21 protein-coding genes and 1 tRNA gene are annotated in these 25866 nt (G+C 64.8%); 7 read left to right on the top strand and 15 right to left on the bottom strand.

Going from position 1 to position 25866, the window contains the following annotated elements:
• Positions 1-3: 3 nt before the first annotated feature.
• The 3 genes from RHO23_RS22555 to RHO23_RS22545 are packed head-to-tail and all read right to left on the bottom strand — an operon-like array spanning position 4 to position 3579.
• Positions 4-762 carry a 2,3-dihydro-2,3-dihydroxybenzoate dehydrogenase gene (locus RHO23_RS22555; protein WP_030096024.1) on the bottom strand — a complete coding sequence of 253 codons (759 nt, stop codon included), beginning with the start codon at positions 760-762 and terminating at the stop codon, positions 4-6.
• Positions 756-1937 (bottom strand): 3-deoxy-7-phosphoheptulonate synthase, encoded by a 1182-nt coding sequence (locus RHO23_RS22550; RefSeq protein WP_070922031.1) that lies wholly within the window; start codon positions 1935-1937, stop codon positions 756-758. The genes RHO23_RS22555 and RHO23_RS22550 overlap by 7 nt, the downstream gene beginning before the upstream one ends.
• Before the next feature lie 16 nt (positions 1938-1953).
• A complete protein-coding gene (locus RHO23_RS22545; protein ID WP_423488383.1) occupies positions 1954-3579 on the bottom strand; it encodes a carboxylesterase/lipase family protein in 1626 nt (541 codons plus the stop codon).
• A gap of 314 nt (positions 3580-3893) precedes the next feature.
• On the opposite strand from RHO23_RS22545, the gene RHO23_RS22540 reads away from it, so the two are divergent.
• On the top strand, positions 3894-5180 hold the full coding sequence (locus RHO23_RS22540; protein WP_030096027.1) for an IS701 family transposase: 1287 nt from the start codon (positions 3894-3896) through the stop codon (positions 5178-5180).
• Here RHO23_RS22540 and RHO23_RS22535 read toward each other — a convergent pair.
• From RHO23_RS22535 to RHO23_RS22500, 8 genes are all read right to left on the bottom strand, one after another.
• Positions 5076-6863, bottom strand: a complete 1788-nt coding sequence (locus RHO23_RS22535) for a helix-turn-helix domain-containing protein (protein ID WP_423489279.1) — start codon at positions 6861-6863, stop codon at positions 5076-5078. The two genes, RHO23_RS22540 and RHO23_RS22535, sit on opposite strands and share 105 nt — an antisense overlap.
• Before the next feature lie 186 nt (positions 6864-7049).
• Positions 7050-8426 carry a lyase family protein gene (locus tag RHO23_RS22530; protein WP_423488382.1) on the bottom strand — a complete coding sequence of 459 codons (1377 nt, stop codon included), beginning with the start codon at positions 8424-8426 and terminating at the stop codon, positions 7050-7052.
• A complete protein-coding gene (locus RHO23_RS22525; RefSeq protein WP_423488381.1) occupies positions 8423-10363 on the bottom strand; it encodes an FAD/NAD(P)-binding protein in 1941 nt (646 codons plus the stop codon). The genes RHO23_RS22530 and RHO23_RS22525 overlap by 4 nt, the downstream gene beginning before the upstream one ends.
• Positions 10364-11569, bottom strand: coding sequence for an FAD-dependent monooxygenase (locus RHO23_RS22520; protein WP_057967020.1), 1206 nt, complete (start codon positions 11567-11569; stop codon positions 10364-10366). It lies immediately after the preceding gene.
• A complete protein-coding gene (locus RHO23_RS22515) occupies positions 11569-13134 on the bottom strand; it encodes an AMP-binding protein (RefSeq protein ID WP_057963532.1) in 1566 nt (521 codons plus the stop codon). Before RHO23_RS22515 ends, RHO23_RS22520 begins: the two co-directional genes overlap by 1 nt.
• Positions 13131-13679: an SRPBCC family protein gene (locus RHO23_RS22510; protein WP_423488380.1), complete on the bottom strand. Its 549-nt coding sequence runs from the start codon at positions 13677-13679 to the stop codon at positions 13131-13133. Before RHO23_RS22510 ends, RHO23_RS22515 begins: the two co-directional genes overlap by 4 nt.
• Before the next feature lie 124 nt (positions 13680-13803).
• Complete coding sequence (locus tag RHO23_RS22505; protein ID WP_264918407.1) at positions 13804-14778, bottom strand: NADPH:quinone reductase; 975 nt, start codon at positions 14776-14778, stop codon at positions 13804-13806.
• Positions 14779-14844: 66 nt separating this feature from the next.
• Positions 14845-16224, bottom strand: coding sequence for an alpha/beta hydrolase (locus RHO23_RS22500; protein WP_234798240.1), 1380 nt, complete (start codon positions 16222-16224; stop codon positions 14845-14847).
• A 137-nt stretch (positions 16225-16361) separates the two neighbouring features.
• On the opposite strand from RHO23_RS22500, the gene RHO23_RS22495 reads away from it, so the two are divergent.
• From RHO23_RS22495 to RHO23_RS22485, 3 genes are all read left to right on the top strand, one after another.
• Positions 16362-17543, top strand: coding sequence for an MFS transporter (locus tag RHO23_RS22495; protein WP_264918404.1), 1182 nt, complete (start codon positions 16362-16364; stop codon positions 17541-17543).
• Between the two features lie 5 nt (positions 17544-17548).
• Positions 17549-17637 (top strand) — tRNA-Ser (locus RHO23_RS22490).
• 25 nt (positions 17638-17662) lie between these two features.
• A complete protein-coding gene (locus tag RHO23_RS22485; protein ID WP_264918402.1) occupies positions 17663-18352 on the top strand; it encodes a hypothetical protein in 690 nt (229 codons plus the stop codon).
• Here RHO23_RS22485 and RHO23_RS22480 read toward each other — a convergent pair.
• From RHO23_RS22480 to ligD, 3 genes are read right to left on the bottom strand one after another with little or no spacing between them, the layout of a single operon-like run.
• Positions 18349-18855 carry a hypothetical protein gene (locus tag RHO23_RS22480; protein WP_264918400.1) on the bottom strand — a complete coding sequence of 169 codons (507 nt, stop codon included), beginning with the start codon at positions 18853-18855 and terminating at the stop codon, positions 18349-18351. The two genes, RHO23_RS22485 and RHO23_RS22480, sit on opposite strands and share 4 nt — an antisense overlap.
• On the bottom strand, positions 18855-20111 hold the full coding sequence (locus tag RHO23_RS22475) for a glycosyltransferase 87 family protein (protein ID WP_423488379.1): 1257 nt from the start codon (positions 20109-20111) through the stop codon (positions 18855-18857). Before RHO23_RS22475 ends, RHO23_RS22480 begins: the two co-directional genes overlap by 1 nt.
• A complete protein-coding gene (ligD, locus tag RHO23_RS22470) occupies positions 20111-21139 on the bottom strand; it encodes a non-homologous end-joining DNA ligase (RefSeq protein ID WP_423488378.1) in 1029 nt (342 codons plus the stop codon). The genes RHO23_RS22475 and ligD overlap by 1 nt, the downstream gene beginning before the upstream one ends.
• An 18-nt stretch (positions 21140-21157) precedes the next feature.
• On the opposite strand from ligD, the gene RHO23_RS22465 reads away from it, so the two are divergent.
• From RHO23_RS22465 to RHO23_RS22455, 3 genes are read left to right on the top strand one after another with little or no spacing between them, the layout of a single operon-like run.
• On the top strand, positions 21158-22222 hold the full coding sequence (locus RHO23_RS22465) for an ATP-dependent DNA ligase (protein WP_423489278.1): 1065 nt from the start codon (positions 21158-21160) through the stop codon (positions 22220-22222).
• Positions 22219-23094 carry a tRNA glutamyl-Q(34) synthetase GluQRS gene (gene gluQRS, locus RHO23_RS22460; RefSeq protein ID WP_423488377.1) on the top strand — a complete coding sequence of 292 codons (876 nt, stop codon included), beginning with the start codon at positions 22219-22221 and terminating at the stop codon, positions 23092-23094. The genes RHO23_RS22465 and gluQRS overlap by 4 nt, the downstream gene beginning before the upstream one ends.
• A gap of 44 nt (positions 23095-23138) precedes the next feature.
• On the top strand, positions 23139-24593 hold the full coding sequence (locus RHO23_RS22455) for an ABC transporter permease subunit (protein WP_423488376.1): 1455 nt from the start codon (positions 23139-23141) through the stop codon (positions 24591-24593).
• On the opposite strand, the gene RHO23_RS22450 is transcribed toward RHO23_RS22455, so the two are convergent.
• Complete coding sequence (locus tag RHO23_RS22450) at positions 24590-25819, bottom strand: cytochrome P450 (protein WP_423488375.1); 1230 nt, start codon at positions 25817-25819, stop codon at positions 24590-24592. The genes RHO23_RS22455 and RHO23_RS22450 overlap by 4 nt on opposite strands.
• Between the last annotated feature and the right edge of the window lie 47 nt (positions 25820-25866).

Below are 25866 nucleotides of genomic sequence, written 5' to 3'. Positions count from 1 at the left end.
TGGTCAAACCCCTAACGTCGCGCCGCCATCGACCACCAGCGTGTGCATGGTGATGTGGGCGGCTTGGTCGGAAGAAAGAAAGGCCACAGCGTCGGCGATGTGTTGTGGTTGTGCGATGCGCCCCAGGGGGATCCCCGGCTTGAAGTCGTCCAGGCTGCCGGCAACCAATCCGGAGTCCGAGGAATCACCCAGCATGGCGCGCAGCATGGGAGTGTCCGTCGAGCCGGGTGCCACTACGTTGCATCGGATTCCATGCTCGGCGAGCTCCAGCCCAAGGCTCTTGGTGAAGGCGTTGGCCGCAGCCTTGGATGCGGCGTATGCCGTCATCCCCTTGCGGGCCACCAGGGCGGCATTGGAGGCGATCGTCACGATCGACCCTGCGCGGCGCGGGATCATGTATCGAGCCACCTCACGGCTCAGAACAAAGGGAGCGCGCACGTTGACGTCGAAGGTCCGTGCCCAGTCGGCATCGGAGAACTCCACCGCTGCACCTGTTCTCAGCACTCCAGCACCATTCACCAACGAGGTGATCGGTCCGATCCGAGACTCGATGTCCGATACCCCGACGGCCACCGCGGTGTCGTCGGTGATGTCGAGCACCTGTCCGATGATGTCCAACCCCTCGTCGGCGGCATACTCGACGAGCTGTTTGATGGCGACCTCATCGACATCCACCGCGACAACCCGCTCGTCCCGACGAGCCAAGGTGGTCACCACCCGAGATCCGACTCCACCGCCTGCGCCGGTGACCACCGCTACCATGCCGACACCACTTCGGTGGCCTGCGCGGTGTTGAGGCGCGGATCGCACAGCGTCGAATACCGCTGACCTACCTCGTGATTCTGCGAGCCGTCGAGGACGCACTCGACCACGTCGTCGGGTGTGGCTTCCAGGTGCAACCCACCCGCGTGCACACCCGCCTCGGCAAGCACCTCGCGGAAGCCGCGGACCTCATCAATGGCCGTCTGCACATGCCTCGTCTTGTACCCGGACTCGGTGGACACGGTATTGGCGTGCAGCGGATCGCACAGCCAGATCACGGGGTGTCCGGATTCACGCACCGCGGCAACCAATTCCGGCAGCTTGTCGCGCACAGCCGCCGCACCCAACCGGGCGATCAGCGTCAACCGCCCACTCTCGTGCTCCGGATCCAGCTTGTCGCACAGAGCGAGGAGATCCTCGGTCGTCATCGACGGACCCACCTTGCATGCCACAGGATTGGCGATGCGCGAGAACAATTCGACATGCGGACCGTCCAAATGCCGAGTCCGGTCACCGATCCAGGGCCAGTGCGTGGACGTGAGCACCATGCGGTTCTCGCCGTCGCGGCGCAGCTGCGGAGCCTCGTAATCCAGCAGCAGCGCCTCGTGGGACGTCCACACCGGCGGCTCGATGACCGAGAGCGAGGACGGCACCCGCCAGCCCAGATGACCCATCACCCGGTTCGCGGCCCAATAGCCGGCGAGCATCCGATCCGGATTGGCGCGCCGGTGCACCGGATGAGGTTGCGGACCATTGACGAGATGTCCACGGAAAGAGGGAAGTTCGACACCGTCGATCGTCTCGGTGGGCTTGGACCTCGGCTTGGCGTATTGGCCGCCGATGCGTCCGACCCGCAGCACCGGCCGGTGAGTCTTCATCCGCATCGTGCCGGCGAGTACGTTGAGCAGTGCCACCTTGCGGGCCACGTGCGCATTGGTCGACTCCTGCGGATCCTCCGCGCAATCGCCCGCCTGAATGATGGTGGCGCGGCCCTGAGCGACGGTGCTCAGCAGCGTGCGCAGGGTCCTGATCTCGTCGGCCCCGATCAATGCGGGCAGCTCGCTGAGTTCGGCACGCACACGTTCCAGGTGTGCATGGTTCTCCCAGACCGGTTGTTGTACTGCACGTCCCGTGTCGAGCAGCAGTGATGGCGCAGTCATTCCCGTGATCTCCATTCGATTGATTTCTGATTCACTTGCCCCACTGGACTGCGTCAAGAACGCCCAGCTGTGTGGTCTTGGTAGGGGTGGCGATTGTTCCGGCACCGTCCCGCAGCACGAGCTGCCGCAAGTCCTGGCCAACCGGATCCCATTGCGGAAGCCGCGGACTGGCCGGTGCGCGGCCATGTACGAACTCCGCGACCAGATCCATGAAAGCGGCAGAGGTTTCCCGCTCCTTCGGCCCGTCGCCGAACTTGGCCACATTGGAAGGGTGCGCGTAGGTGCCGAAGAGGAAAGGTGACGTCGATTCATGCGGTACGCCGAAGTATGGAGGCTTCACCGGGTGTGCGTACTCCATCAGATACAGCGGCGCACGCCGCTCGATCGCCGCGCGGCGGGTGAAGGCAAGGATGTCGTGCCGGATCAGCGCATCGCCCCACAATTCGGTCCACAACGACAGCGGATCGGTTGGCCGACCATCTTGTCGTGCCGAATCTGTATAGACGTCAACAGCATCGGCAACGGTGGCATCGGATAACGGCGATACGCCCTGCTCGAGGATGTCGCGGAAGGCAGCGTGCAGTGACGCCGCATCCGTCGGCTGCGGTTGCGGGTCGGGCGCGTTGGGGCCGGTGAAGAATGACCCCTCCGTGCTGGTGTAGATGGAGATGGTGGGGATGTCCGGTATCGGTTGATCGACGTCGAAGGCGGGAAGCAACACCGGATCCAGAACCGGGCCGCGGTACTGCCGGCCGCTCTTGACCACGCGCTGCGACCTCGGCAAGGCGAACTGCCCCACCCACCAGTCGCGGATCCTGTCGGCCGGGACCTCTTTGAGGTTCTTGACCGAAACCCCCTGCGCCGCGGCCAGTGCGTCGAATACCGCCGTCGCATCGTCGGGCGTCAAGCTCAGATACGGGCTCCAGACATGAGCCTGGCTGACGCTGATGATTCTGCGTAGCAGCGGCCTGGTCTGCGGGTGCAGGGCCAATTGCCAGGTGCTGGCACCGCCTGCCGAGGTGCCGACGAGCGTAATGTTGCCCGGGTCGCCGCCAAAAGCCTTGGCATTCTCACCAACCCACCGCAGCAGTGCGATCTGGTCTTGCAGACCCCAGTTGGTGTGCAGTCCGGTGTCAGGATCTTCGAGCGCGGGATGACCGCAGAAGCCGAAGGCACCCAGCCGGTAGTTGAAGTTGACGACGACAGCTCCGGCGCGTTCGGCGAGCGCCGCCCCGTCGTAGACCGGGAGACTGCCCGCTCCCCGGGACCAGCCGCCACCGTGGATATAGACGATCACCGGCAGCTTGGCTCCCGCGTCCACCGTGGGCGTCCAGACATTGGCATACAGCGCGTCTTCCTGGCGCACCGGGTCACCGCCGGCCGGCTGGATGAAGTCGGAGCCGAACCGTGTGGTGTTCAAAGTATCTCGCCACGGAATCGCCGGGCGCGGGGAACGAAATCGATTCTCCCCGGTCGGCGGCTGCGCATAGGGAATGCCGCGGAAGACGTGAACCTTTCCGGCCGTCCCCCCGCGGATCGCACCACCGGTGACCGAAACTTGCGGATCCGCCGCGCTGGCCTGCGAGCCGCAGCCCGCAAGTGCCGCCGCCCCAGCCAACGCAAATGTCGTGCCTAGCAACGCCCGCCGGGTAATCACCTCTCTATCTTCGAGATGGGGCGTCGCGCACCAAACAATCGCGAATTCAATTCGTCAGTTCGGAGACAATCCGTCAAGTTGACCCCCCAAGCACCCCATTGCGCCACCTAGTGACTCAGGATGCGGTTAATCATTCGCTGGTCACGGGGTTGTTCACATATCTGTCATCACCTATTCGTCCACCGCGTTGGGTGTAGCGGGCCACACGCATAGTCCGTCACTTTGTGTGGTGCCAATACCTGTTCCCAGGGCCGCATCTCGCCCATTCTGAGGTCGACATCGATCACCCGCTAATTCATTGAGGTGCTCCAGACATGACATCTGCGACCAAGGTGCAGGCCGCACCCGAACTGTTCGACACACGTCCCCGTGTTTCTCCGGTCGACGCCATGGCGTCGGTGGCAGCGCACGTGTGCCCCGACGTGCTGCGATCACTGCCACGGTGCGACCAGCGGGCCAAGGGTGAGGACTATGTGACCGGTCTGCTGAAGGTCCGCGGCCGCAAGTCCGCGCGGAACATGGCCGCCACCATGGGCCAGTCCATGGGGCGCGAGGTGAGTGAGCAGAACCTGCATCACTTCGTCAACAGCTCCACGTGGGACTGGTGGTCGGTCCGTCGAGATCTGACGAGCTACCTCACCAGCGCCTATCACCCCGCCGCCTGGGTGGTCACGCCGATGCTGATTCCCAAGGCCGGAGTGCACTCGGTGGGAGTGGACCGCCGCTACTGCCCCCGCGCCGGGCGCGCGGTCAACGGTCAGCTGGCACTCAGCGTGTGGCTGGCGGCCGACGGCTTCGCGGTGCCCGTCAGCTGGCGTCTGCATCTCTCGCAGCCCTGGCTGGAATCGGCCACCAAGAAGTCCAAGACCTCGATCCCCGAGGACTACCCGCTGGAATCGGTCAGCGGATGCGCACTCACGGCTTTCCAGGAGTTCCTCAAGGTGGCCCGGCCGTCGAATGCCCCGGTGGTCTTCGACCTGCTGGGCGCTAACAGCGCAGATCTGACCCAGCTGTTCGGCAGCTTGACCCACCAGGTCGCGACCTCACGTGTATCGGGTGACCTGCAACTGCAGATTGTCGACCCGGCGTTCGTGGGCTATCAGGGCCGGGTACTTCCGGCAGCACAAATCGTGCAGGCCACCAAGGGCTCGCGACGCACCGAACAGTACGTCTACCAGGGGCGCCGCCACCTGATCAGTATCGCGAAGGTTCAGCTGGCAGATCCGTCCGCGGCCCGTTCACGGACACCGTTGACTCTCGTCGGCATGACACCGCTGGATCATTCGCGGGCTCGCACCGAACTCTGGCTGACCAACGACCCCGAGTTCTCCACCTCGTCTCAGGCGCACCAGGTGGCGCTGGCCGATCACGTGCAGCAGGGATACCTGCACCTGGCGAACCGCATGGGCATGCAGGACTTCGCGGGGCGTTCGTTCACCGGATGGCACCGTCACGCCACCCTCGTGTCGATCGCCGCGACGGTGGGATGCCTGGTGTCACCCGGTCTGGCGAGTGAGCAGCGAACCACGAACTTTCCACAGCTTGATGGCGAGCTGCGTGTCCAGGAGGCGCTCGGCATCCTGCCAACCGTCACCCAGTAGTTCGTTCACCCGGTCCAGCCGGCGCACCACCGTGTTGGGATGTGTGTGCAGGATCTTGGCGGCGCGGGTGGGGCTGGCACCGACCGTGAAATACACATCGAGCGTCTGGAGTAGGTCGGTGTCACGCTCGTCGTCATAGTCGATGACGGGACCGACCATCGATCTGACGAATCCCTCCACGTCTTGGTGGCGCGACAACAGCACCCCCAGGAATCCGAGTTCGTTTGCGGCAGCCGCTGTTCCGAGTGCACCCAACGCACTCATGGCGTCCATACAGCGCAGCGCGTCCTGATAGGTCTCCTCGATGGACTCGACACGGTCCGAGGGCCCCGCCGAAGACACCGTGACCGGCATGCGCAGGTGCGTGGTGGTCTCGTCCCATACCGCCTGTGCGGTCCGGCCCGGGTCAGATCCGGGAACGAGCAGCACCACCACCTCGTCCTGGGTGGCACGTAGTCCACCCACCCGAGAGGCGAATGACGCCGACCACAGTGCTGCGCGGTCCAGTCCACCACGTTCGGGTCGAACGATCACCACGATATGCGGCTGGTTGAGATCCAAAGACAAACGGCGGGCGTAGGTTTGAACCAATCGATTGTCGCGCTGACGCGAATCTAGTACATCGTGGAGCAGGTCGTCACGCAACTGGGAGACCGACAACGACATCCGATTATCGCCGGACATGACCACTGCGGCCGTGGTGGCCAGATCCTGGAGCTTCAGCGGATACACCGAGACCGGCGCGTCGTCCAGACTGGCCACCGACAGCTCGCCGTGGTAGTCGTCGCCCACTGTGAGCGCGGTCGTCACATAGTCTTCGGGGTCGGATTCCCATTTGTACGAGGCGATCTCGGCGCCGTCATGTCCGGTCACCCGCATCGCGACTCCCAAACGTTCCGCCGCCGCAAGGACAAAGCTGTCCATGCCACCGGGGCCGGCCCCGGCATCCAGAAGCTTGGTCCGCAGCTCGAGGCGCTGCTCCAACTCACGGATTTGCGCGGTATTGCTGGAGAATTCGTCGGCGCGAGCCAGCGCGATACCCGCGAACGAGCAGAGACTCACGAAGAGGGACCGCTCGGCGGCGGTAAAGCTGCGCACCGTCCGCGAGCCGACGTAGAGGTTCCCGAAGTGCTGACCCTCATGCTCCATCGGCATGATCATCAGGCTGTGCACACCTTCGGAACGCATGGCGGCGTCGCCGTCGCTGGCCCGGCTGAATCGGGTGTCGGACGAGTAATCCGCGGTCCACACCGGACCGTGGCCGGGCCGGTACTGACTCACCAGTCCGATGTCGTCGCCGATCGGGAAGTACAGGCTTCGATTGATCGCCGTGGTAGACCCATCGACGTAGCGGACATGGTGTCGCACCTCGGGTCCGGAGTCATCGCGCACCGAGATGAACGCGAAGTCGGCGTCGAGCATGATCCGCGCCCGCTTCACGAGAGTGGTCGAGGCCTCGTCGATATCGTGGCATCCGAGCAACTCGATGGCCACGCCGACCAGGTTGGACAGCCGGGCCTCACGTTGATTCTGTGTCTCGATGAGCCCGTAGATGCGTTCGGCGTATCCACGGGCACGGTGTAAATCCGCAGCACTCCACGGTGGCGAGGATTCCCGGGCGATCTCCCTGAGCCGTGCTTCGAAGACATCGGGCGCGGTTCCCGATGCCAACAACCGCAGCACAGCTAACGCGGTGGGACCTCCTTCGCGTGCCCCACTCACCTGTATGTCAGTCAATACCAACTACCCGTCTGCCGTGTGTGCGTGGCAACGGTAAGGGCGGGGTATGGCACCGTCAAGACTCTTGCGCGCGAACAGTTCGCAAAGAATCGACGTGAGGGAAAATTCCCGCAGGTGGCTCCCTCGGAATTAGCGCTCGATGACCCCCTCAACCAATTGACCTGCAGCTCCGACATAGGTGACCGGGTCCAAGAGTTCATCGATCTCGGTCTCGCTCAACCACGCGGTGATCTCGGGCTGGGCAACAGCCACCTCGCGCAAACTCACGCCCCGCCCGACCGCCGCATCGACCACAGCGGAGACGGCGGCCTTCGCAGCACCCTTGCCCAGTCGCGGGGACAGTGCCGCCGAAAGCCGCTCGGCCGAGGGCTGCCCACTGAGCAACGCAAGGTTGTCTGACATGCGCTGCGCACGCACCTGCAGTCCACGGCTCAGGTCGACGGCCGTCTGTGCCGCGCCTCCGGTGAGACGCAGACATTCGCGCAAAGCCAACCACTCCGCATGCCATCCGCCCGCGGACCGTTCGTCCTCACTGAGCAACGAGTTCGTGAGAATAGTGCTCAGCGCCGGAACCTGTAGTGCGGCCGATCTGATCATCGTGGCCAACACCGGGTTTCGCTTATGCGGCATGGCCGAGGAAACACCGCGCCCCGGTGGTGCCGGCTCGGCGATTTCGGCAATCTCTGTGCGGCTCAACGTCAGAACGTCGATGGCGAACTTGCCGAGAGCGCCCGCCACAAACGCCGTGGTGCTACCGATATCGGCTATCGGGGTACGCAACGCGTGCCAGGGCAACCCGGACGGGGCCAGTCCGGTCCGGGTCGCGAAGGCGGCGTTCAGTTTCTCGACGAACGCCCCGGGTTCGGCGCCCTGCGGTCCGGCGTACTCGAGGTACCCCGCCAGGGTGCCCGCCGCGCCCCCGAGCGATACCGGAAGTGCGGCTGCGACCGCGAGCACACGTGTACGTGCCTCGAGAATGAGCTCCCGCCAACCAGACGCCTTGAGCCCGAACGTCGTCGGCACCGCCTGCACCGCCAGTGTGCGAGCGGCCATGACGGTATTCCTGTGCTCGATCGCCAGGGCCGCGAGTGCCTCGGCCACATAACCCAGGTCCGTGGCGACAAGTGCCAGTACGCGCTTGGTCAGGATCATGGCGCCGGTATCGAGGATGTCCTGACTGGTCGACCCGCGGTGCACGTAATCGGCCGCGCTCGGATCGATCTCACCCACCACTCGGGTCAGTTCTTTGATCAGACCCACAACGGGATTAGCGGTCTCCCGCGCGGACAGTGCCACGGCGCGGACGTCGATATCGTGGGTGGCCACGGCCTTGGCGATGACATCCGCGGCCCCCCTGGGCAGGACTCCGATATCGGCCTGCGCGGCAGCTAGTGCGGCCTCCGCGTCGAGCATCGCCTGCAGCCACGCGGCATCGGTCAGCTCAGCCTCGGCGACAGTGCCGGCGCTGACAGGTGAGAGCAATCCGGTCTCCAGGAAACCGCTCACACCAACACCCCGTGATCACCCACATCCGCGACCGGGCTGGGTGCGCTGGCCAAGGCGGCGCGCGCAATGGCATCGGCGTCGCCCAGGGTCACCGAATCCACACCCGGCCTGATACCCGCCGCGGTGACCCAGTGCACCGACTCGGTGGGAACTCCGTACGCGAACCGGCGCGGATGAACTCTGCCGTCGGCACCGATCAAGCGGTACGGACGCTCGGTCACCGCCAATCCCTTGGTTTGGTAGGCCTTGTGATCATCGGTAGGAATCTCGTAAGGGCGGCATTGACCGGTCTCCTGCAGGAAGATCAGCAGCGGATCACTGCTGCGGCGCAGATCCGGCTCATGCAATCGCGCCTCGATGAGAGTGCGGGTCCTGACGGCCGAGCCCGGCACCAGGGGTGACTCGATGACCACGGCGGGATCGTGAGTGTCGAAGCGCACCTGCATCTGTGGTCCCACCAGATGCATGACCCCGGCCTCCACCAGCGCGATGATCTCTTCGATCCGCTGGGCCGGAGGACCGATGGACAGAAAGGCATTCAACGGGGTGTACCAGCTCTCCAACTCATCCCGGTACGACTTACCGTCGAGCCCACCGTGGTCCACCGCGAGCCGGATCTCGTTGCGCAGGTCCCGCAATACATCCAGTGCGGCCTTCACCGGACCGTCGACATTGCCCTCGCGCGCCATCACCACATCGGCACGCAGGTGCTCGAGAATCCACGCGGTGAATTCATCCGGACCACTGAATGTGCGCTTACCCCAAGGGCGGTCGAGGTCGTCCCATTCCCAGGCGATCTCGAGCAGGTCATGATCGGACAAGATCGCGTGCAGTTCGCTCTCGTCAGCGTGCAGGTACCGCTCGGAGAAGGCTTGCACCGACAGCCCCCGCTGCGTCAGATGCCCTTCGTAGTAGACACACTCCACCTCTCGCGCGATGAGCGGCCACAGATCGCGGCGGAACTGCAGGAGACCGCCGAGGTTCTCGCGGAGCTGGGCGATGCGTTCCACCGTGAGCAACCGCGGAAAGTAGCGACCTGAAGATCCCTTCTGATTCTCACCGCGCGCGTGATACGGGATCCCCCGGCGCGAGCTGGCATACAGAATGGGTTCCTGTCCCGACGGGTGGTACACCAGCCGGCCTCCGTCATCGCCGTTGTCCCGGACAAACTTTCCGCCCCGACCCACCGTCAGCAGTGCCATGTAGTCGAAGAAGTTCAGCCCCAGACCCCGAACCGCCACGGGCTCACCGGCTTTGATGGTGGAAAGATCAATATCGGCCGGGTTCGCCGGTGTGACGTACGTCAGCCCATGTATGCGGGCGAGGGAAGCAGCTCGAGCCTCGCCGGGACGCAGACCGGCGGGCACGTGACCGACAGCGAGAATAACGGCACTGAGGTCATGCAACCTGGTGCCATTCTCCAGCCGAACCCCCTGCGGCCCATCGATATCACCGTGGGTGTCGGCCAACGCCACCGCACGGGATCGATGGACTCGCACCGTCATGTGCTCGGGCGCCCACCCCACGACACGGGCGAAACTGTCACTGAGGTAATGACCGTAGAGGGCACGCGTGGGATAGGAGTTGGAGCGCAGCGTGCGTGCCTCCGCGATGGCCTTCTCACCGCTACGCGACGGATCACCCAGCAGGGCAAGGCTTTGTGCCCACTCATAAAGCGTCGGCCCCGGTTCGATGGGCCCTTCGATGGCGACGCTGTCATCGGTGAACACAGTGATCTGCGATGCCACGGTGTTCATCAACAGATGCCAGGATTGATCGGTGCGCCAGACAGATCCGGCGCCCGGCGAATAGGGATCGACAACGTGCACGACGATTCGGTCCGCGCTGGGCGCTTGACGCTCGTTGGCGCACAGACGCTCCAGCACCGCCAGACCGCGCGGTCCCGCACCGATGATGCATATCTGTTGGTCCGACATTTATCGCGCCCCTACCGCCGAGGTGACTGCCGCCAGCCCAAAATCGGTGTCACCATGCATCCAGGCCAACTCGTCATGCAGATCGGAATCACGCATGGCACCCAATTTCTCGTTACGTTCGATGGCGGCGTCGCCCGCCGCATGCCAAATGCCGATGCTGTCCCGCGCCGCGAGTGTCACATCGGCGGTACGGTCACGCCGCGCCTCGACGTACCTGGTGAATCTGCCGGGCAGCCTGTCCGGGTCGGCGCCGATGAGCGCGCCCAGAACCACCGCGTCCTCGAGCGCCTGACTGGCACCCTGCGCCGCGTAGTGCAGCATCGGATGCGCCGCATCGCCCAGCAACACGACGCGGCCATCGGACCACTGCCGCACCGGATCGCGGTCCACGAGCGACCAGGATCTCCACTCCCGCCCCAGTTCGAGCAGACTGCGGGCCGTTCCACGCAACGGCGCCAGCTCCCGCAGCACTCGCGCCTCACTGACCTCGACGCCTGAAAACGCTTGTGTGACGCCATCGGTACGGCTTGCCGCCAGATTCAGCAGTGAGCCCCCCGCGATGGGATAGGTCACCAGGTGGCATCCGGGCCCGGTCCACCAGGTGACCGAGTTGGATTGCAGGCTCTCGTCGACCTGATCTATGGGCACCGTGGTGCGGTACACCGTGATACCGGCGACTCGTGGTTCACCGTCGTCGAGCAGTGCCCGCCGGATCGACGAATTGATGCCGTCGGCGCCGATGAGACCGTCGCCGTCCACGCTGCTGCCGTCGGCGAGCAGTGCGCGCACTCCCCCGGCATCCTGTTGGTATCCGAATACCTCACTACGGCTGCGTAGTTCGATACGTGGGTCCGAGGCGCACGCATCCACCAGGATGCGGTGCAGCTCGGCGCGGTGCACCACCAGGTAGGGGCTGTCGAACCGATGCTGATAATCCGCGCCCAGGCTCATGGCGTTGATCAACCGGTCGACGGTGGCGTCGAAGAGCCGCAACGAATCAACCTGAACGCCGATCCGCTCAATCTTCTCACCCACACCGAGCAGGCCGAGAGCATGTAATCCATTGGGTGCAAGCTGGATACCGGCGCCGATCTCGGCGAACTCGCGTGCCCGCTCCAACACGACCACGTCGTTACCGGAGGCTGCGGCACTCAACGCAATGGCAAGGCCACCGATACCGCCGCCGACCACAATGAGCCGCGACATCAGATGGCCCCCGCACCGATCCGCGCCGACAATTCCAGTCTCTTGATCTTGGTGGTCGCTGTCTGCGGCAGCTCATCAAGACGCAGATGCAACGGCGGAGCCATCGGCGGCAATTGTGCTGCCGCCGCATCCCACGCGTTCAGATTCAGCGGCACATCATTTTTCGTGCACACGACCGGTTGTGCGAGCCCGCCCGGGCCGGCAACGATGATCACCTCGCTGAGCTCATCCACCGCCAGGAACAGGCGGTCCTCGGCGGCCAAGGTGCTGCCGAAACCGTCGATGAGGTCGACCTCGCGGTCAAGGAGATGGATGCAGCCCCAACGAGTGCGGTAGCCGACATCGCCCATCCGCCACCAACCGTCGTCGAGCTGCTTGTCGTAACGATCTTGCTCGCCGAGGTACGTACGGATTCGCCCATCGGTGCGCACCTCGATGTAGCCGGGATTCTCCGCCGACGGCGGCTGCCCATTGCGCGACACGATCCGCACATCGGTCATGCCCGGGAACGGATAGCCAACGCACCGTCCATCGGAATCAGCAGAGCGCAGGCGGCTGAAGCCACGTGCGACGATCGGCCCCACCTCGCTTTGACCGTAGAGCTGCCCGAAGAGCGGGCGCCGGCGCTGCGTGGCCGCCAGCAGGGTACGCACGGTGCGCGGGTGAATGGCATCGAAGGTGCTGCTGAAGTACTTGACCGAGGCCAGCGGGCGCCGCGGATCGTCGGCCAGCACTTCCCAGTTGATGAATGTGTTCGGATGGGCCTCAAGGATTCCCGGCTTCACCCGCAGGAAGATCTCGGCGGCGTGCTCGGGTTCGTCGTCGACGAGCACCACCACGGGGAAACCACGCAGAATCGCGATGGCCAGCGCGGTCACCAGGCGCGAATGTACGAAGGAAACATGGATGACCAGGGGTTCGCGGCGGCGCACCAGTGCCGCTACGGCGGCTTGCGGCCGATACCGCGCCTCGAAGGTGAAGTTGGTATGCACGGCAAGCTTAGGCACCCCGGTGGTCCCGGAGGTGTGGGTGATGAGTGCGGGATCATGCGGGCTGGGCACGACGGCGGGTGCAGCCGCGGCGGGAGTAAGTGCCGACAGCGTCACGGCCTGGGGATGCTCACCCTCGGCGAGTAGCACGCGGGAGGTGAGTTCGGCGATGGGCTGACCGGCCAGGTCACCATCCAGTTTGGCGGCATCGGTCAGCAGGGTCGGATTGCCGACGCGCCCGATGAGGGTCGCCACGGTCAGGCCATCGAGTTTGGGGGACAACAGAACCGGCACCGCACCGATGCGGGCCGCGGCACAGGCCGCCAGCGTGATATCAAAACCGTCGGACTTGTGGATGACCAGCTTGTCTCCCGGCACGACACCGGCGGCGCGTAGCCGCCGCCCGATGTCATCAACGGCCGCCGCCACCTGAGCGATGGTCGACGTGCCTTCCAGTTGCGGGGCCAGCGACGGTCGATGGTCCAGCGTCAGCGTGTTGGAGGGGTGCTTGCGTGCCGCGCGCTCGAAGAGCGTACCGAGCTTGATACCGCGGTTTCCGATGCGCTGCAGAATCATTGGGATACTCCGGCTTTCTGGACAACACTGGCTTCCTCGGTGATGCGCGCGATGGCGTCCACGGTGGTCTGCATATCGGCGCGGAGTTTGTCGCCCCATTCGCGGACAAAACGTTCCTTACCCTCTTCGTCGAGGTGGGACATGATTTCGGTGATGCCCTCGGTGGGCCTGCCCATCCGGTAGTGGTGCCGCAGGATCGATCCGCCCTCGGCAGCGTCGACGAAGTAGCTCCAGACACTCTCCTGCAGTTCACCGGAACGGTTCAGGATCGACCAGCTGAATTGCTTCGGCGCTTCGGCCGCCACAATCTCGCTTTCGGTCTGCCAGCCGCCGCGCACCACAGGCGCCCAGGCGACGACATCGGTCGCACGGTTGTTGTTTCCACGGAAGCGGGCACCAACCTGGCCCGGTTCACCTGATATCCATTGTCCACCAATGCATTCAGGGCTCCAGCGACCACTCTCGGGGAGGTCGCTGACCAATGCGTACAGCTCGTCGGGGGAAGCGGCGCAGAAGGCGCTGGTTTCGATTTCGAAGAGGCTCACGCATCAAAGGCTGGCACCGGCGGTAGGGGGCAGCGATGTATCCGCGAAAGGTCCGTCAAGTTGGTTTTCGGGTCCGTCAAGTCCACGAGCCGGATCGGCGCAAACGCCTGGTCGTGGCCGGGAATCAGGCGGGAAGCAGAACGAGACGGGTGCCGCCCATGACTTCGGTCTCGATACGTCGATGGGCCCTCGCGGCTTCCGAAAACTGCATTAAATCAACGACATTCGGAACAAGCTCGCCTTCGGCGAGCAGGACCGCCATGCGCTGGGCCGCGGCGGCGAGTTGGCGGGTCGAGGCCCTGGACATGACAAACCCGCGAATGGACCCGCTCTTGCGGTACAGCGGCCCAAGTGGGACAGGCCGCTGTGTCTCCGGAGTTCCGTCACCCGATATCAGGACGATTCGGCCGTGCGGTGCAAGCAGATCCACCGCCTCGACGACGTCGTTGACACCCGAGGTGTCGAGGTAGATGTCGATGGCACCATGATGTGTCTTGCTGACCAGCGGTACCCAATCGGCGGCGTAGTCGTACACCTCGTGAGCGCCGAGTTGCAGACATCTGTCCCGGCTCCGCGCCGAGGACACCGCGATCACCGTCGCGCCGGATCGCGCCGCTAGGGCAACGGCAGCCGACCCCACGTTCCCGCCGGCGCCGACGATCAGCACCGTCTCCCCTGCCTTGATCTCGCCGTACTCGACGGTCGCCAGGTAGGCGGTAGAGGCGGGGTGTGCCACCGCGACGGCCGTCACCGGATCTACATCGGTGGGCAACTCGTACAACCTGTCCACCGGGACTGCGGCGAACTCCGCTGTGGCCCCTTGCCGTCCGTCATACCCGAGACTTGTGCACCACACCCGATCGCCGGCCCGAAAGCCCCCAGACGGCTGCGCGACCGTGCCCACCAGGTCGCGTCCCACCACAAACGGCAGTGGAATCGCGGTGGGGTACGAGCCTGAACGCACAAAGGTATCTACCGGGTTGACCGCCACCGCGTCGACCTTGACGAGCACTTCATCGGGCGAGATGTCGGGTTCGGGAAGCGTGCCGTACCGGATGTTCTCGGCGGGTCCCCGCTGCTCGATGTAGGCGGCGCGCATGCACACATCTTGCGGTATGTCTGGCGCACCCACAATGTGACGGATTACGTTGCCAATGCTTGCCATTCACGCATTGGGCACAGGCAACGGGGCGCGTGGTACCCCGGGAGTTCCTAGCCGACCGGCGATCCATGGAAACGCCTGGGCAAATGCCTCCTGCGCATATGCCCAATCGTGGTTGCCGGTGCGCCTCACCACCGCGCAGTCGATCCCCACGGGCACCGCCGCATCGCACAGCCGGGCAGCCGCGATCGGGCCGGTGAGTTGCTCCTGCCCCGCCCTGATCTTCGCGGTTGTCGAGACGTCCAGCCACCCCGCCACGTCCTGGTATCGACGGTGACTGTGTAAGGCCGTGAGCGTGTCGAACAGCGCCCATTGCCTTTCGTCGCCGCCGTAGAGCCGCTCCACGGTCTGCTCCTTGGTGCCCGCATTCGGAGTGAGGTCACCGGCCATATCGATGAAGGAGTGAAACAGCTCCGGGTGGGTGATGACCAGATCGGCCGCGCACGTGCCGCCCATCGACCACCCGGCGACGCCCCAGTTCTCGGGATTTGGATTCGTCTCGAATTCGGAATTTACATACGGGATAACTTCTTTGGTGACGTGAGCGGCCACGTTTCCACGAGGACCGTCCACGCATTCGGTGTCGTTGTTGAAGGTTCCACCGGTATCGACGAAGACCAGTACCGGGCTGACTCCGTCATGAGACTGCGCGAAACGGTCCATGGCTCCCGCGGCGTTTCCCTGACGGACCCAGTCGGCCGGTGTCGACCATGCTCCGGAAATCATGACCACCACGGGAAGCTTCGGAGGCGCGGGACTCGCGAACCAGGCGGGCGGCAGATAGACGTACTCGGTTCGGTGTTGGAAGCCCGCAACATCCGCCGGGATGTCGACCGGAACCACATGCCCGGTTGCCGTGGGCCCCTTGCCTTTCAGATCCTGTGCCGCAGCCATATCGGTCTCACCGGGCAGCGGACCCGCGGTCACCGCGGCCCACGCCAAACGCAGCGTGTCGTAGTAGTCGATCCACTGATTCAGCACGGTCAACGCGGCCAGCAGGCACAGTGGGGCGGCCAGCACCATCACGCCTCGGCGCAGCCACCGCGCGCCCACCCAGCCGACGATCGCGATAACCAAAGCCACTGCGGCAAAACCGATCCAGATCCACAACATGAGCGGCGGCGGGTTGTCCGCCATCCCCTGAGAGGTGATGTACCAATACGCCAGTGCGCCTGCGCCCGCACCACATACCGCGGCGCCTGGCCCCCACACCCGCAGCCAGCTGCGCGGTCGGCGATAGAGCCCAACCACCAGGGCCAGCGCCGCCACGACCTGAATCGCCACCGGGAGCCAGCCATGGATCAGGGAGGGGCCCGCGTACAGCGGATTGTTGCGCGCGTAATCAGGCAACGCGGCCAGTACCCATGTCCCCGACGGCGGCACGCCATGATTGTCGGTGCCCTTCCTGTAAGAAGGTTCCGCGCATTCTGGAGAATTGCTGGGAATCGCCGAATCTTGGAGGTGACGGACAATGCCCATGGTGGTTGCCGGTGCACCCCCGCCCGACAAATAGTGCAGAAATGACGCGGGTTGTCCTGATCGTGCTGTGCGCGCTACAGGTCACCATGCAGCTCTACGTGTGGATTCCGATCCAAGATGCCGTATCGGAGTCCTACGGCGGACACAACATGACGCCCGCCCTCTCCTCTGCACTCTTCGGATACGCGGCCGGATTCTTGCTGTTCGGTCCCGTCACCGATCGATTCGGACGCCGGCGTGTGCTGATCGCCGGGGTATCGGCGATGGCCTTGCTCACCCTTCTGGTGCCGTGGGCTCCCACACCGGCGTTGCTCGGATTGATCCGTGTGCTGCAGGGTTTCGCCGGTGGTGCGTTCTCTCCGTCCGCCTTGAGCTATCTCGGAGAGGCGCTGCCCCGCCGGACGGCAACTACCGCGATCGGTGCGGTATCCACCGCGTATCTGATGGCCGGGGTGCTCGGGCAGGTGATGGCCTCCCTCATCACCCACGCGTGGGGCTGGCAATGGGTGTTCTGGGTCAGTGCGGCCGGACTCGCGCTGAATGTCCTACCGCTGGCGTTCGTCATGCGGGAGCAGCGCGGCGGCGATACCTCGGCACGGGTGGTGTCCGGTTTCGCCGCGCAAGCCCGTCTGCTCACCCGCCGAGACATCGCGGTTCCGCTGGCCGCGGTGTTCGTGCTGATGTTGTCGTTCGTGGCGATGTACACGAGCCTGGCGACCCAGTTGGTGGATGCGTTGCACTTGCCCGAGTCCATGGGCACCACCATTCGGCTGGCAGGCATTCCCGGGATGCTGGTCGCCCCGTTCGTCGGCTCCTGGGTGGGCAAGGTCGGTACCGAAACCGGTGCGTTGGTCGGGTACTCGCTAGCCGCTGTCGGGCTTGCGGTGGAGGCCCTGGGCGCGGGCTCCGTTCCCGTCATCATCGTGGGCAGCAATATCTTCGTCGCCGGTATTGCCATCGCATCGACGGCGATGGTCACCATGTTCGGCGATCGGGCGGCGCCCCGGCGCGGCGCCGGTACCGCCCTGTACGGCTTCACGGTTTTTCTCGGCGCCAGCGCCGCGCCCTACCTCGCCCACGCCCTCGGATTCCGGCCCCTGCTCGGGGTGCTGGTGGCGGCGCTGATCGGCGGCGCAGTGCTCGTCGCGAGCTCACGACGGAATGCATCTGGGCCGGTCAAGACGACGGTGGACATAGGCACCCAGCGCAGTCCGCTACCATGACCGACGGAGGATTCGCCTAGTGGCCTATGGCGCTCGCCTGGAACGCGGGTTGGGTTAATAGCCCTCAGGGGTTCAAATCCCCTATCCTCCGCCACTGCAGGACCGCATCAAGGAGGGCAATGGCTGCCGGACGCCGGACGGCGACCATCGTTCTGACCAGCAGCCATGCCGCTCTCTCCTTGATCGCGGGACTGCTTTTTTTCTTTTTCGTGCTGCCCCGCTGGCCCGAACTGAACGGGACCACCAGCCACGCCTTAGGTACCGGGCTGCGCATCGTCTCCGGGGTACTGCTGGCGGCCGCCGGTGTCCCCGCCCTGATCCGGTGGCGACAGACCCGCCGGCCTGAGTTCGCGACACCGCAGCTCGCGCTCACGCTGCGGGCGGCGGCCTTCATCGGCCATTTCCTGGCCGGTGCGCTGATCATCGGTACGGCGACCGCCGAGATCTGGTTGAGCCTGGATCGGTTCGGCATCTGGGAGTTCGGGGCGTACGGCGCGGCCGGGGCGATCGGAATCCTGGCCTTCGCGGCCTATCACCTGGCATTCGTGGCCGAAAGCCCGGAAAAGGAACGCAAGCCCCGCCCGGCCAAGAAGAAGCCCACCGAGGTCACCGAGCCCACACTGGACACGGACGAGACCGCGAAGGCCGACGAATCCCCTGCCGAGGAGTCTGCGGTTGACGAGGCAGTCGAGGCTGCCGCTCAAGACACCGAGACCACCCAGGACACCGAAGCCACCCCGGACGTCGAGGACGCGGAAGCACTCGAACCGGCACGCGGTCTGCGGAACCGTCGCACCCGCAGGTCCTAGATCGCGTCCTTCCCCTGGGCGGACAAGACGAGCACCGAACCGTCCTTAGGCGCGAACGCCTTGACCTCCCATCCGCCCTTCGCGGTGTTGGTGGACAACATTCGATCAAGCTCGTCGCTGCGTTCGAACTGCGCGGAGGACGGCACACCCGCATCGAGTGTCTTCCACAGACGTGGCCTGGTGGCCAGGACCATGCTGGAGCGGAAGGGTGCCACGTACGCGGCCAACTGCTGGGGTGGCATTTCGATGATGGCGTCCACCCAATACGTGGTGTTCGGACCGGGCAGGGGCTCGTCGCCGAAGAAGCCCTGGACCCACTCACCGGTCACCGGCTGCGGCAATTTCGGGAAACGCTGCTCCAAGGGTTCGGAGTCGTAGCGGATCGGCGACGCTCCGGTCTTTTGTGGCGTATAGGAGGTTTGGGTGGATTTGGGCTCATCCCAGGCCGAGCAGCCGCTCACCGCGAAAAGCGCCACGGCACAGGCGGCCGCCCAACGTTTCATTACTGCACGGTACCGGCAGGACGAGATCGCGTTGCCAGTATCCAAATGGCCACCGCAAGGAACAGCAACGGAAAGAAGGCCGAGTCGAAAACTCTTTCACCACGCGACATCTGTGCGATCACGGCGTCCCACGCGGTGATATACGACCCGAAATCGGGGTTTATCCGCATCGCGCGGACGTACAGCACCAGGTACCACCACATGGACACGATCGCCGCGATCACAACCGTCACCGCCGTCCACCGCCACCGCTGGGCATCACGAGCGATCAGGATCTGGTTGACCAACAACACCATCAACGGCACCGTCCACACCCAGTGATGACCCCATGCCAATGGAGAGACCACGCACCCGACCATGCCAACCACCGTGACGGCCAGCAGCTCCCGCCCGTCTCCGTGCGCTCTGCGGGCGGCGGCCATTCCCAGCAGCGCGGCTCCGCCCGCGAGTAGCACCCACAACCACGTCGGCATCGATTGCGGTGCATAGATATTCGACAGTGCACCACCTATCGATGCATTGGCAGGATGATCCAGGGAACCGATGTGGCCGGTGGTACGCACCGCACCCAGCCAGTAGTCGGACGAATCCGAAGGCAGCACAATCCATCCCAGCGCCACTGTGCCCACCGCCGTGACCATGGCCGTCACCGCCGCCCTCCACTGCCGGGAGATCAGCAGGTAGGGAACGAAAATGATGGCCGTGAGTTTGACCCCCGAGGCCACACCCACCGACCAACCGCGCCAGCGCGCATCCGCTGGCCTCGTGAGATCCCAGATGATGAGCGCGGCCAGCACGAGATTGACCTGCCCCTGCCACAGGGTTCCATGGACTGGCTGAATATCCCAGGCCACCAAGTTCATTCCCACACACGCGACAGCCAACGGTCCATCGGCCGAGAATCCAAGAACCCGCCAGCACCGCCAGATGATGGCGAACAGCGCCCCCAGATTCACCAGGAACCAGATAACCTTCGCCGTCCCCAACGGCACGAAACCCAGAGGGGCGAAGAGTAATCCTGCGAACGGCGTGTACGTGAACCATCCGGCATCCGGAATCTCTGTGGCGTACAGCGGCTCATTGTGCAGAACCCGCAGACCCCCGAACCGGTAGGTCATCAGATCGCCACCATTGCTGAACAGTCCGAAGCTGTTCGGGGCATTCAGCGGTATGAGCCAATGCTGTAGCAGCACCGCCACAACGCCGACCGCCAGCCATAGGCCAGCCGCCCGCCACGACATCCTGCGGACCGTCACTACTGCTTCCTATCGGTATCCCGGGACGGCTGAACGCGTTTCGGTTCTCCCGGCATCTTCGGGTAGTTCGGCGGGTAGGGCATATCGCCCAGTCCGTTTGCCTCGTCCCGTTCTACCATCTCAAGCAGCGGCTCGATCGACTGCGGCGCATCATCCATATCGGCCATGGGGTCCGGACGTTTCCGGAGCAGGTCGGGCACGGTCGCGATGGTGAAGTCATCCGGCTCGGCGTCGGCGAGTTCTTCCCACGTCAACGGCGTGGAAACGGTGGCGATCGGCGTGCGCCGCACCGAGTAGGCCGATGCCATCGTGCGATCACGCGCGTTCTGATTGAAGTCGATGAAGATGCGCTCGCCGCGTTCTTCCTTCCACCACGAGGTTGTCACCTTCCGGGGTGCGCGCCGTTCCACCTCGCGGGCCAGCGCGATACCTGCACGGCGCACCTCGATGAAGTCCCAGCGAGTCTCGATGCGCAGATAAATGTGGATGCCGCGGCCGCCGGAAGTCTTCGGATAGGCAACAAACCCCAGCTCATCCAGTAGTGGACGCAGCACATCGAGCGCCACCGATTTGGCTTCGTCGAATCCGGTACCCGGCTGCGGGTCCAAATCGATACGCAGCTCGTCCGGGTGGTCCAGATCGGGATATCGCACCTGCCACGGATGCAACGTCACCGTGCCCATCTGCGCCGCCCACACGATCGCGGCGGGCGTGGTCACCCGCAGGACCTCGGCAGTGCGGCCGGACGGAAACGTCACCTCGCAGCTGTCCAGGTAGTCGGGATAGTGCTTGGGCAAGCGCTTTTGGTAGATCTCTTCGCCGTCGATGCCGTCGGGGAAGCGCTGCAGATGCGTGGGACGCTCCCGCACCGCGCTCATCATCGGGCCAAGCGCGACGGTGCGGTAGTACTCGGCGAGATGTCGCTTGGTGCCGCCATCAGCCCCCAACTGAGGGAAGTACACCTTGTCAGGGTTGCTCAGCCGGACGGCGATGCCGTCGACATCCAGTTCCTCGGCGGGCGTGGGCATTACCGTCATCATATGGGAATGGACCTGCCCGTCATGCCTCCTATCGCGCCAATGCTTGCGAAACCTGTCGCGAAAATCCCGGACGGCGCGTCGTACGAGCCCAAGTGGGATGGGTTCAGGTCGATCGTCTTTCGCGACGGCAACGAGGTGGAGCTGGGCAGTCGCAACGAAAAGCCGCTGACCCGGTACTTCCCGGAGCTGGTGACGGCCGTGCTGGCCGAGCTACCGCCGCGGTGCGTTGTCGACGGGGAGATCGTGATCGCCACCGAGTCGGGTCTGGACTTCGAGGCGCTGCAGCAGCGGATTCATCCGGCCGATTCCCGGGTGCGGCTGCTGGCCGAGCAGACGCCCGCCTCATTCATCGCTTTCGACCTGCTCGCGCTGGGTGACGAGGACTTCACCGGACGACCGTTCAGCGAGCGCCGCGCCGCCCTGACGGATGCGCTGGCCGGGGCAGGCACCTCGATTCATCTCACCCCCGCCACCACCGATGACGTCACGGCACAGCGCTGGTTCGAGGAGTTCGAGGGTGCCGGAACCGACGGCCTCATCGCGAAACCACTGACCCTCGCCTACCAGCCCGACAAACGGGTGATGTTCAAGATCAAACCCGAGCGCACCGCCGATTGCGTGGTGGCCGGATATCGGGTGCACAAGTCCGGTGATGACGCCATCGGATCGCTGCTGCTCGGCCTGTACCAGGACGACGGTGTGCTGGCCTCGGTCGGCGTGATCGGCGCGTTTCCGATGGCCGAACGCAAGCGGCTCTTCCAGGAGCTGCAACCGCTCGTCACTGATCTGGAGGATCACCCCTGGAACTGGGCGGCTCATCAGGCCGGTGAACGCACTCCGCAGAAGAACGCCGGCTCACGCTGGAATGCCGGCAAGGACCTCTCGTTTGTCGCACTGCGCCCCGAATGGGTGGTGGAGGTCCGCTATGACCACATGGAGGGCGTGCGGTTTCGTCACACCGCGCAATTCAACCGCTGGCGCCCGGATCGCGATCCACGTTCCTGCACCTATGAACAACTCGAACGGCCAGTTGCGTTCAGTCTCAACGAGATTGTTCCGGGCCTGGTGTGACCGGCGCCGGACGATTCGCGCCGAGCCCTTCCGGTGACCTACACATAGGCAACCTGCGCACGGCATTGTTGGCATGGCTGCTGGCACGCTCGACCGGCCGCAGGTTCCTCATGCGGGTGGAAGACCTGGACACCCGCACCAGCTCCACCGTGGCACGGCGCCAGCTGGCCGACCTCGCCGCGATCGGTCTGGAGTGGGATGAACCCGTGGTCTGGCAGTCGGATCGGAACACCGCCTACGAGTCGGTGCTGGCGACACTGCAATCTCGCGGCCGGTTGTACGAATGTTATTGCAGTAGAAAAGATATCGCCCAGGCGCCCACGGCGCCGCATTCGCCACCCGGCGCATACCCGGGCACCTGCCGAAACCTGTCGGAATCTCAGCGCGCACAACACCGCGCGGCCCGCCCCGAACGCCCGCCCGCACTGCGGCTGCGCACGGAGAACTCTGCCTTCACCGTGCAGGATGCGCTACACGGTGAATACACCGCCCTGGTGGACGATTTCGTGGTGCGCCGCGGCGACGGTGTGATCGCCTACAACGTCGCGGTGGTGATCGACGACCACGCCCAGGGCATCGACCAGGTGGTGCGCGGCGATGATCTGCTGGCCTCCGCGCCCCGCCAGGCCTACCTTGGTGCGCTGCTGGGCTACCCGGTGCCGACGTACGCCCATGTTCCGCTGGTTCTGAACACCACGGGCGCGCGGCTGGCCAAACGCGATGGCGCGGTGACCGTTGCCGATCTGGGTGCGCGGCGGACCTTCGATTTGATATGCGACTCCCTCGGATACGAAGCCGCCAATGCCGCGGAGCTGCTGGGACAGTTCGATGTGCGGCGCATCCCGCACGACCCGTGGATATACCCGGGCTGATCCGAAGCAGCCTGTCCGCACCGGAACTGTGTTAGCCTCCCGCGGTGTTTCGTGCCCTCGCGCTCGCACTTCTAACACTGCTGGCAGTAGCCGGGTGTGGGGGCCAAGCACAAGAATCGCTGCGGGTGGGCACCGAGGGCGTCTACGCGCCATTCAGTTTTCACGATGAGCGCACCGGGGAGCTGACCGGATACGACGTGGATGTCGCCCGCGCCGTCGGCGAGAAACTTGGCCGACCCGTGGAGTTCGTCGAGATCCCGTGGGACGCGATCTTCGCCGGGTTGGACGCCGAGCGGTTCGACGTGGTGGCCAATCAGGTGACCATCACCCCGGAACGTCGGGCCAAGTACGACCTGTCCACGCCGTATGCGGTCGGCGAGGGGGTGATTGTCACCAGGGCCAACGACAACACCATTCACAGCCTCGCCGATATCCGCGGCAAGGTGGCGGCCGAGAATGCCACGAGCAACTGGTCCCAGATAGCCCGCGACGCCGGCGCCCGGGTCGAGGCGGTCGAGGGCTTCACCCAATCCATCACGCTGTTGAGCCAGGGCCGGGTCGATGTCGTGGTCAACGACAGCATCGCGGTCTACGCCTACCTGGCCAGCACCGGTGACCCCGCGGTGAAGATCGCCGGGAGCACCGGTGAACGCAGCGAGCAGGGGTTCGCGGCCCGTAAGAACAGCGGTCTACTGCCCGAGTTGAACAAGGCACTGGAGCAGTTGTCGGCCGACGGCACACTGACCCGCATCTCCGAGAAGTACCTCAAGGCCAACGTAAGCGGGACGGCCAGCGACACGAAATCGCAAGCGGCCCAGGGAAACTCTGGCGAGGGAAGATCCAACACCCAGCTGGTACTGGACAACCTGTGGCCGATGGCGCGGGCCATGCTCACGGTCACCCTTCCGCTGACCGCCATCAGCTTTACGATCGGGCTGGTCATCGCCCTCGGGGTGGCGCTGGCCCGCATGTCCGATCGTCGGGTGCTCTCCGGTCTTGCCCGCATCTACATCTCGATCATCCGGGGTACCCCGCTGCTGCTTCAGCTGTTTCTGATCTTCTTCGCGCTGCCCGAATTCGGGGTGAAGATCAGTCCGTTTCCCGCCGCGGTCATCGCCTTCAGCCTCAACGTGGGCGGCTACGCCGCCGAGATCATCCGGTCGTCCATCCTGAGCATCCCCCGCGGGCAATGGGAGGCCGCCTCAAGTCTGGGCATGAGTTACCGCACCACGTTGTGGCGCATCGTCATTCCGCAGGCCAGTCGGGTCGCGGTGCCCCCACTGTCCAACACGCTGATCTCGCTGGTGAAGGACACCTCGCTGGCATCGGCAATCCTGGTGACCGACGTGATGCGCACGGCACAGGTTGCCGCGGCCCCCACCTTCCAGTTCTTCACGCTCTACGTCACCGCCGGCGTTTACTACTGGATCGTCTGCATGGCGATGTCGGTGGTGCAGGACCGCGTCGAGGAACGTCTAGCCAGGTCTGTTGCCCACTAGGTGACGCGTACCGGAAGGTCGGCCAGTCCGCGCAGCGTGACGTTCGACTTGTAGCTGGGCTCACCGGTCAACCGCACATCGGGGAACCGTGCGGTGATCGAGCTCAACGCCAGCTTGGCCTCCAACCGCGCCAGCGGAGCGCCCAGGCAGAAATGTGGTCCGTGCCCGAAGGCCAAGTGTTTGATCTCGGCGCGATCTGGATCGAAGACGTCCAAATCCGGGCCGATCTCCGGATCACGTTGCGCGGCAGCAAGCATCAACAGCACCCACTCACCGCTGGGGAAGGTGAAGCCACCAACCGTCATATCACCGTCGGCGACCCGGGCCACCATATGCACGGGCGGGTCATAGCGCAGTGTCTCCTCGATGACCGCCGCCGCGCGATCAGCGTTCTGTCCCAACAGTTTCCACTGCTGCGGAGTCTGCAGCATGGCGAGCGACGCGTTGGCGATGAGGTTGACGGTGGTCTCGTGTCCGGCGATGAGCAGCAGCGTGCAGGTGGAGATAATCTCTTCCTCGGTGAGCTGGTCACCGGCCTCCTCGACCTGGATCAGGGCCGACAGCAGATCATCGCCGAGGTTGCGCCGGCGGGCCGCGATGAGATTGGCGAAGTAGTCCCACATCCAATGGGCCGCCTGGAATCGTTCGTTCATGTTGGCGGGCGCCTGACCGGTCAACGCAAAAACCGGATCCAGCCCTTGACCCAGCAGCGCTGAGGCCCTGCCGAATTCGGGCTCGTCCTCGATCGGCACCCCCAGCATCCGGCAGATCACCGCGACGGGCAGCGGATAGGCGAAATCTGTGACCAGGTTGACGGTGCCGCGCCGCGCGATGTCTTCCAGAAGCCGATCGACGAGGGCCTGTACGTCTTCGGCCATCGCATTGATCACCTTGGGTGCGAACGCCTTCGCAGCCAGCTTGCGCAGCCGGGTGTGATCGGGGGCGTCCAGCCCCAAGAACGAGGGCCTGGCGATCAGGTTGGGATTCTGTGCGAGCTGGCGCTGGACGATCTTCGACTTACGGCGATCCGACGACGCTTGCGGGTGGCGCAGCACGGCGTTGCAGTCGGCGAAGGTCGCCAGCACGCTCACGTCCATGCCCGGCGGGTGCACCGGGCCGGCCTGCGTCTGCTCGACCAGCTGGCGGTACACCGGGTATGGATTGGCACGATTGGCCGGGTCGAGCACCTGAAGTAGCAGGGTGCCCGGGTCAGTCGTAGTAGGCATGTGTCCAGTGTGCGCCTGGATCTGGAGATGCGCCCGAACCGCAGGCG

It is taken from the genome of Mycobacteroides sp. PCS013 (assembly GCF_049532645.1).
In the GTDB taxonomy this organism is placed as follows: Bacteria; Actinomycetota; Actinomycetes; order Mycobacteriales; family Mycobacteriaceae; genus Mycobacterium; species Mycobacterium gwanakae.
This window is presented reverse-complemented; position numbering and strand designations above follow the sequence as displayed.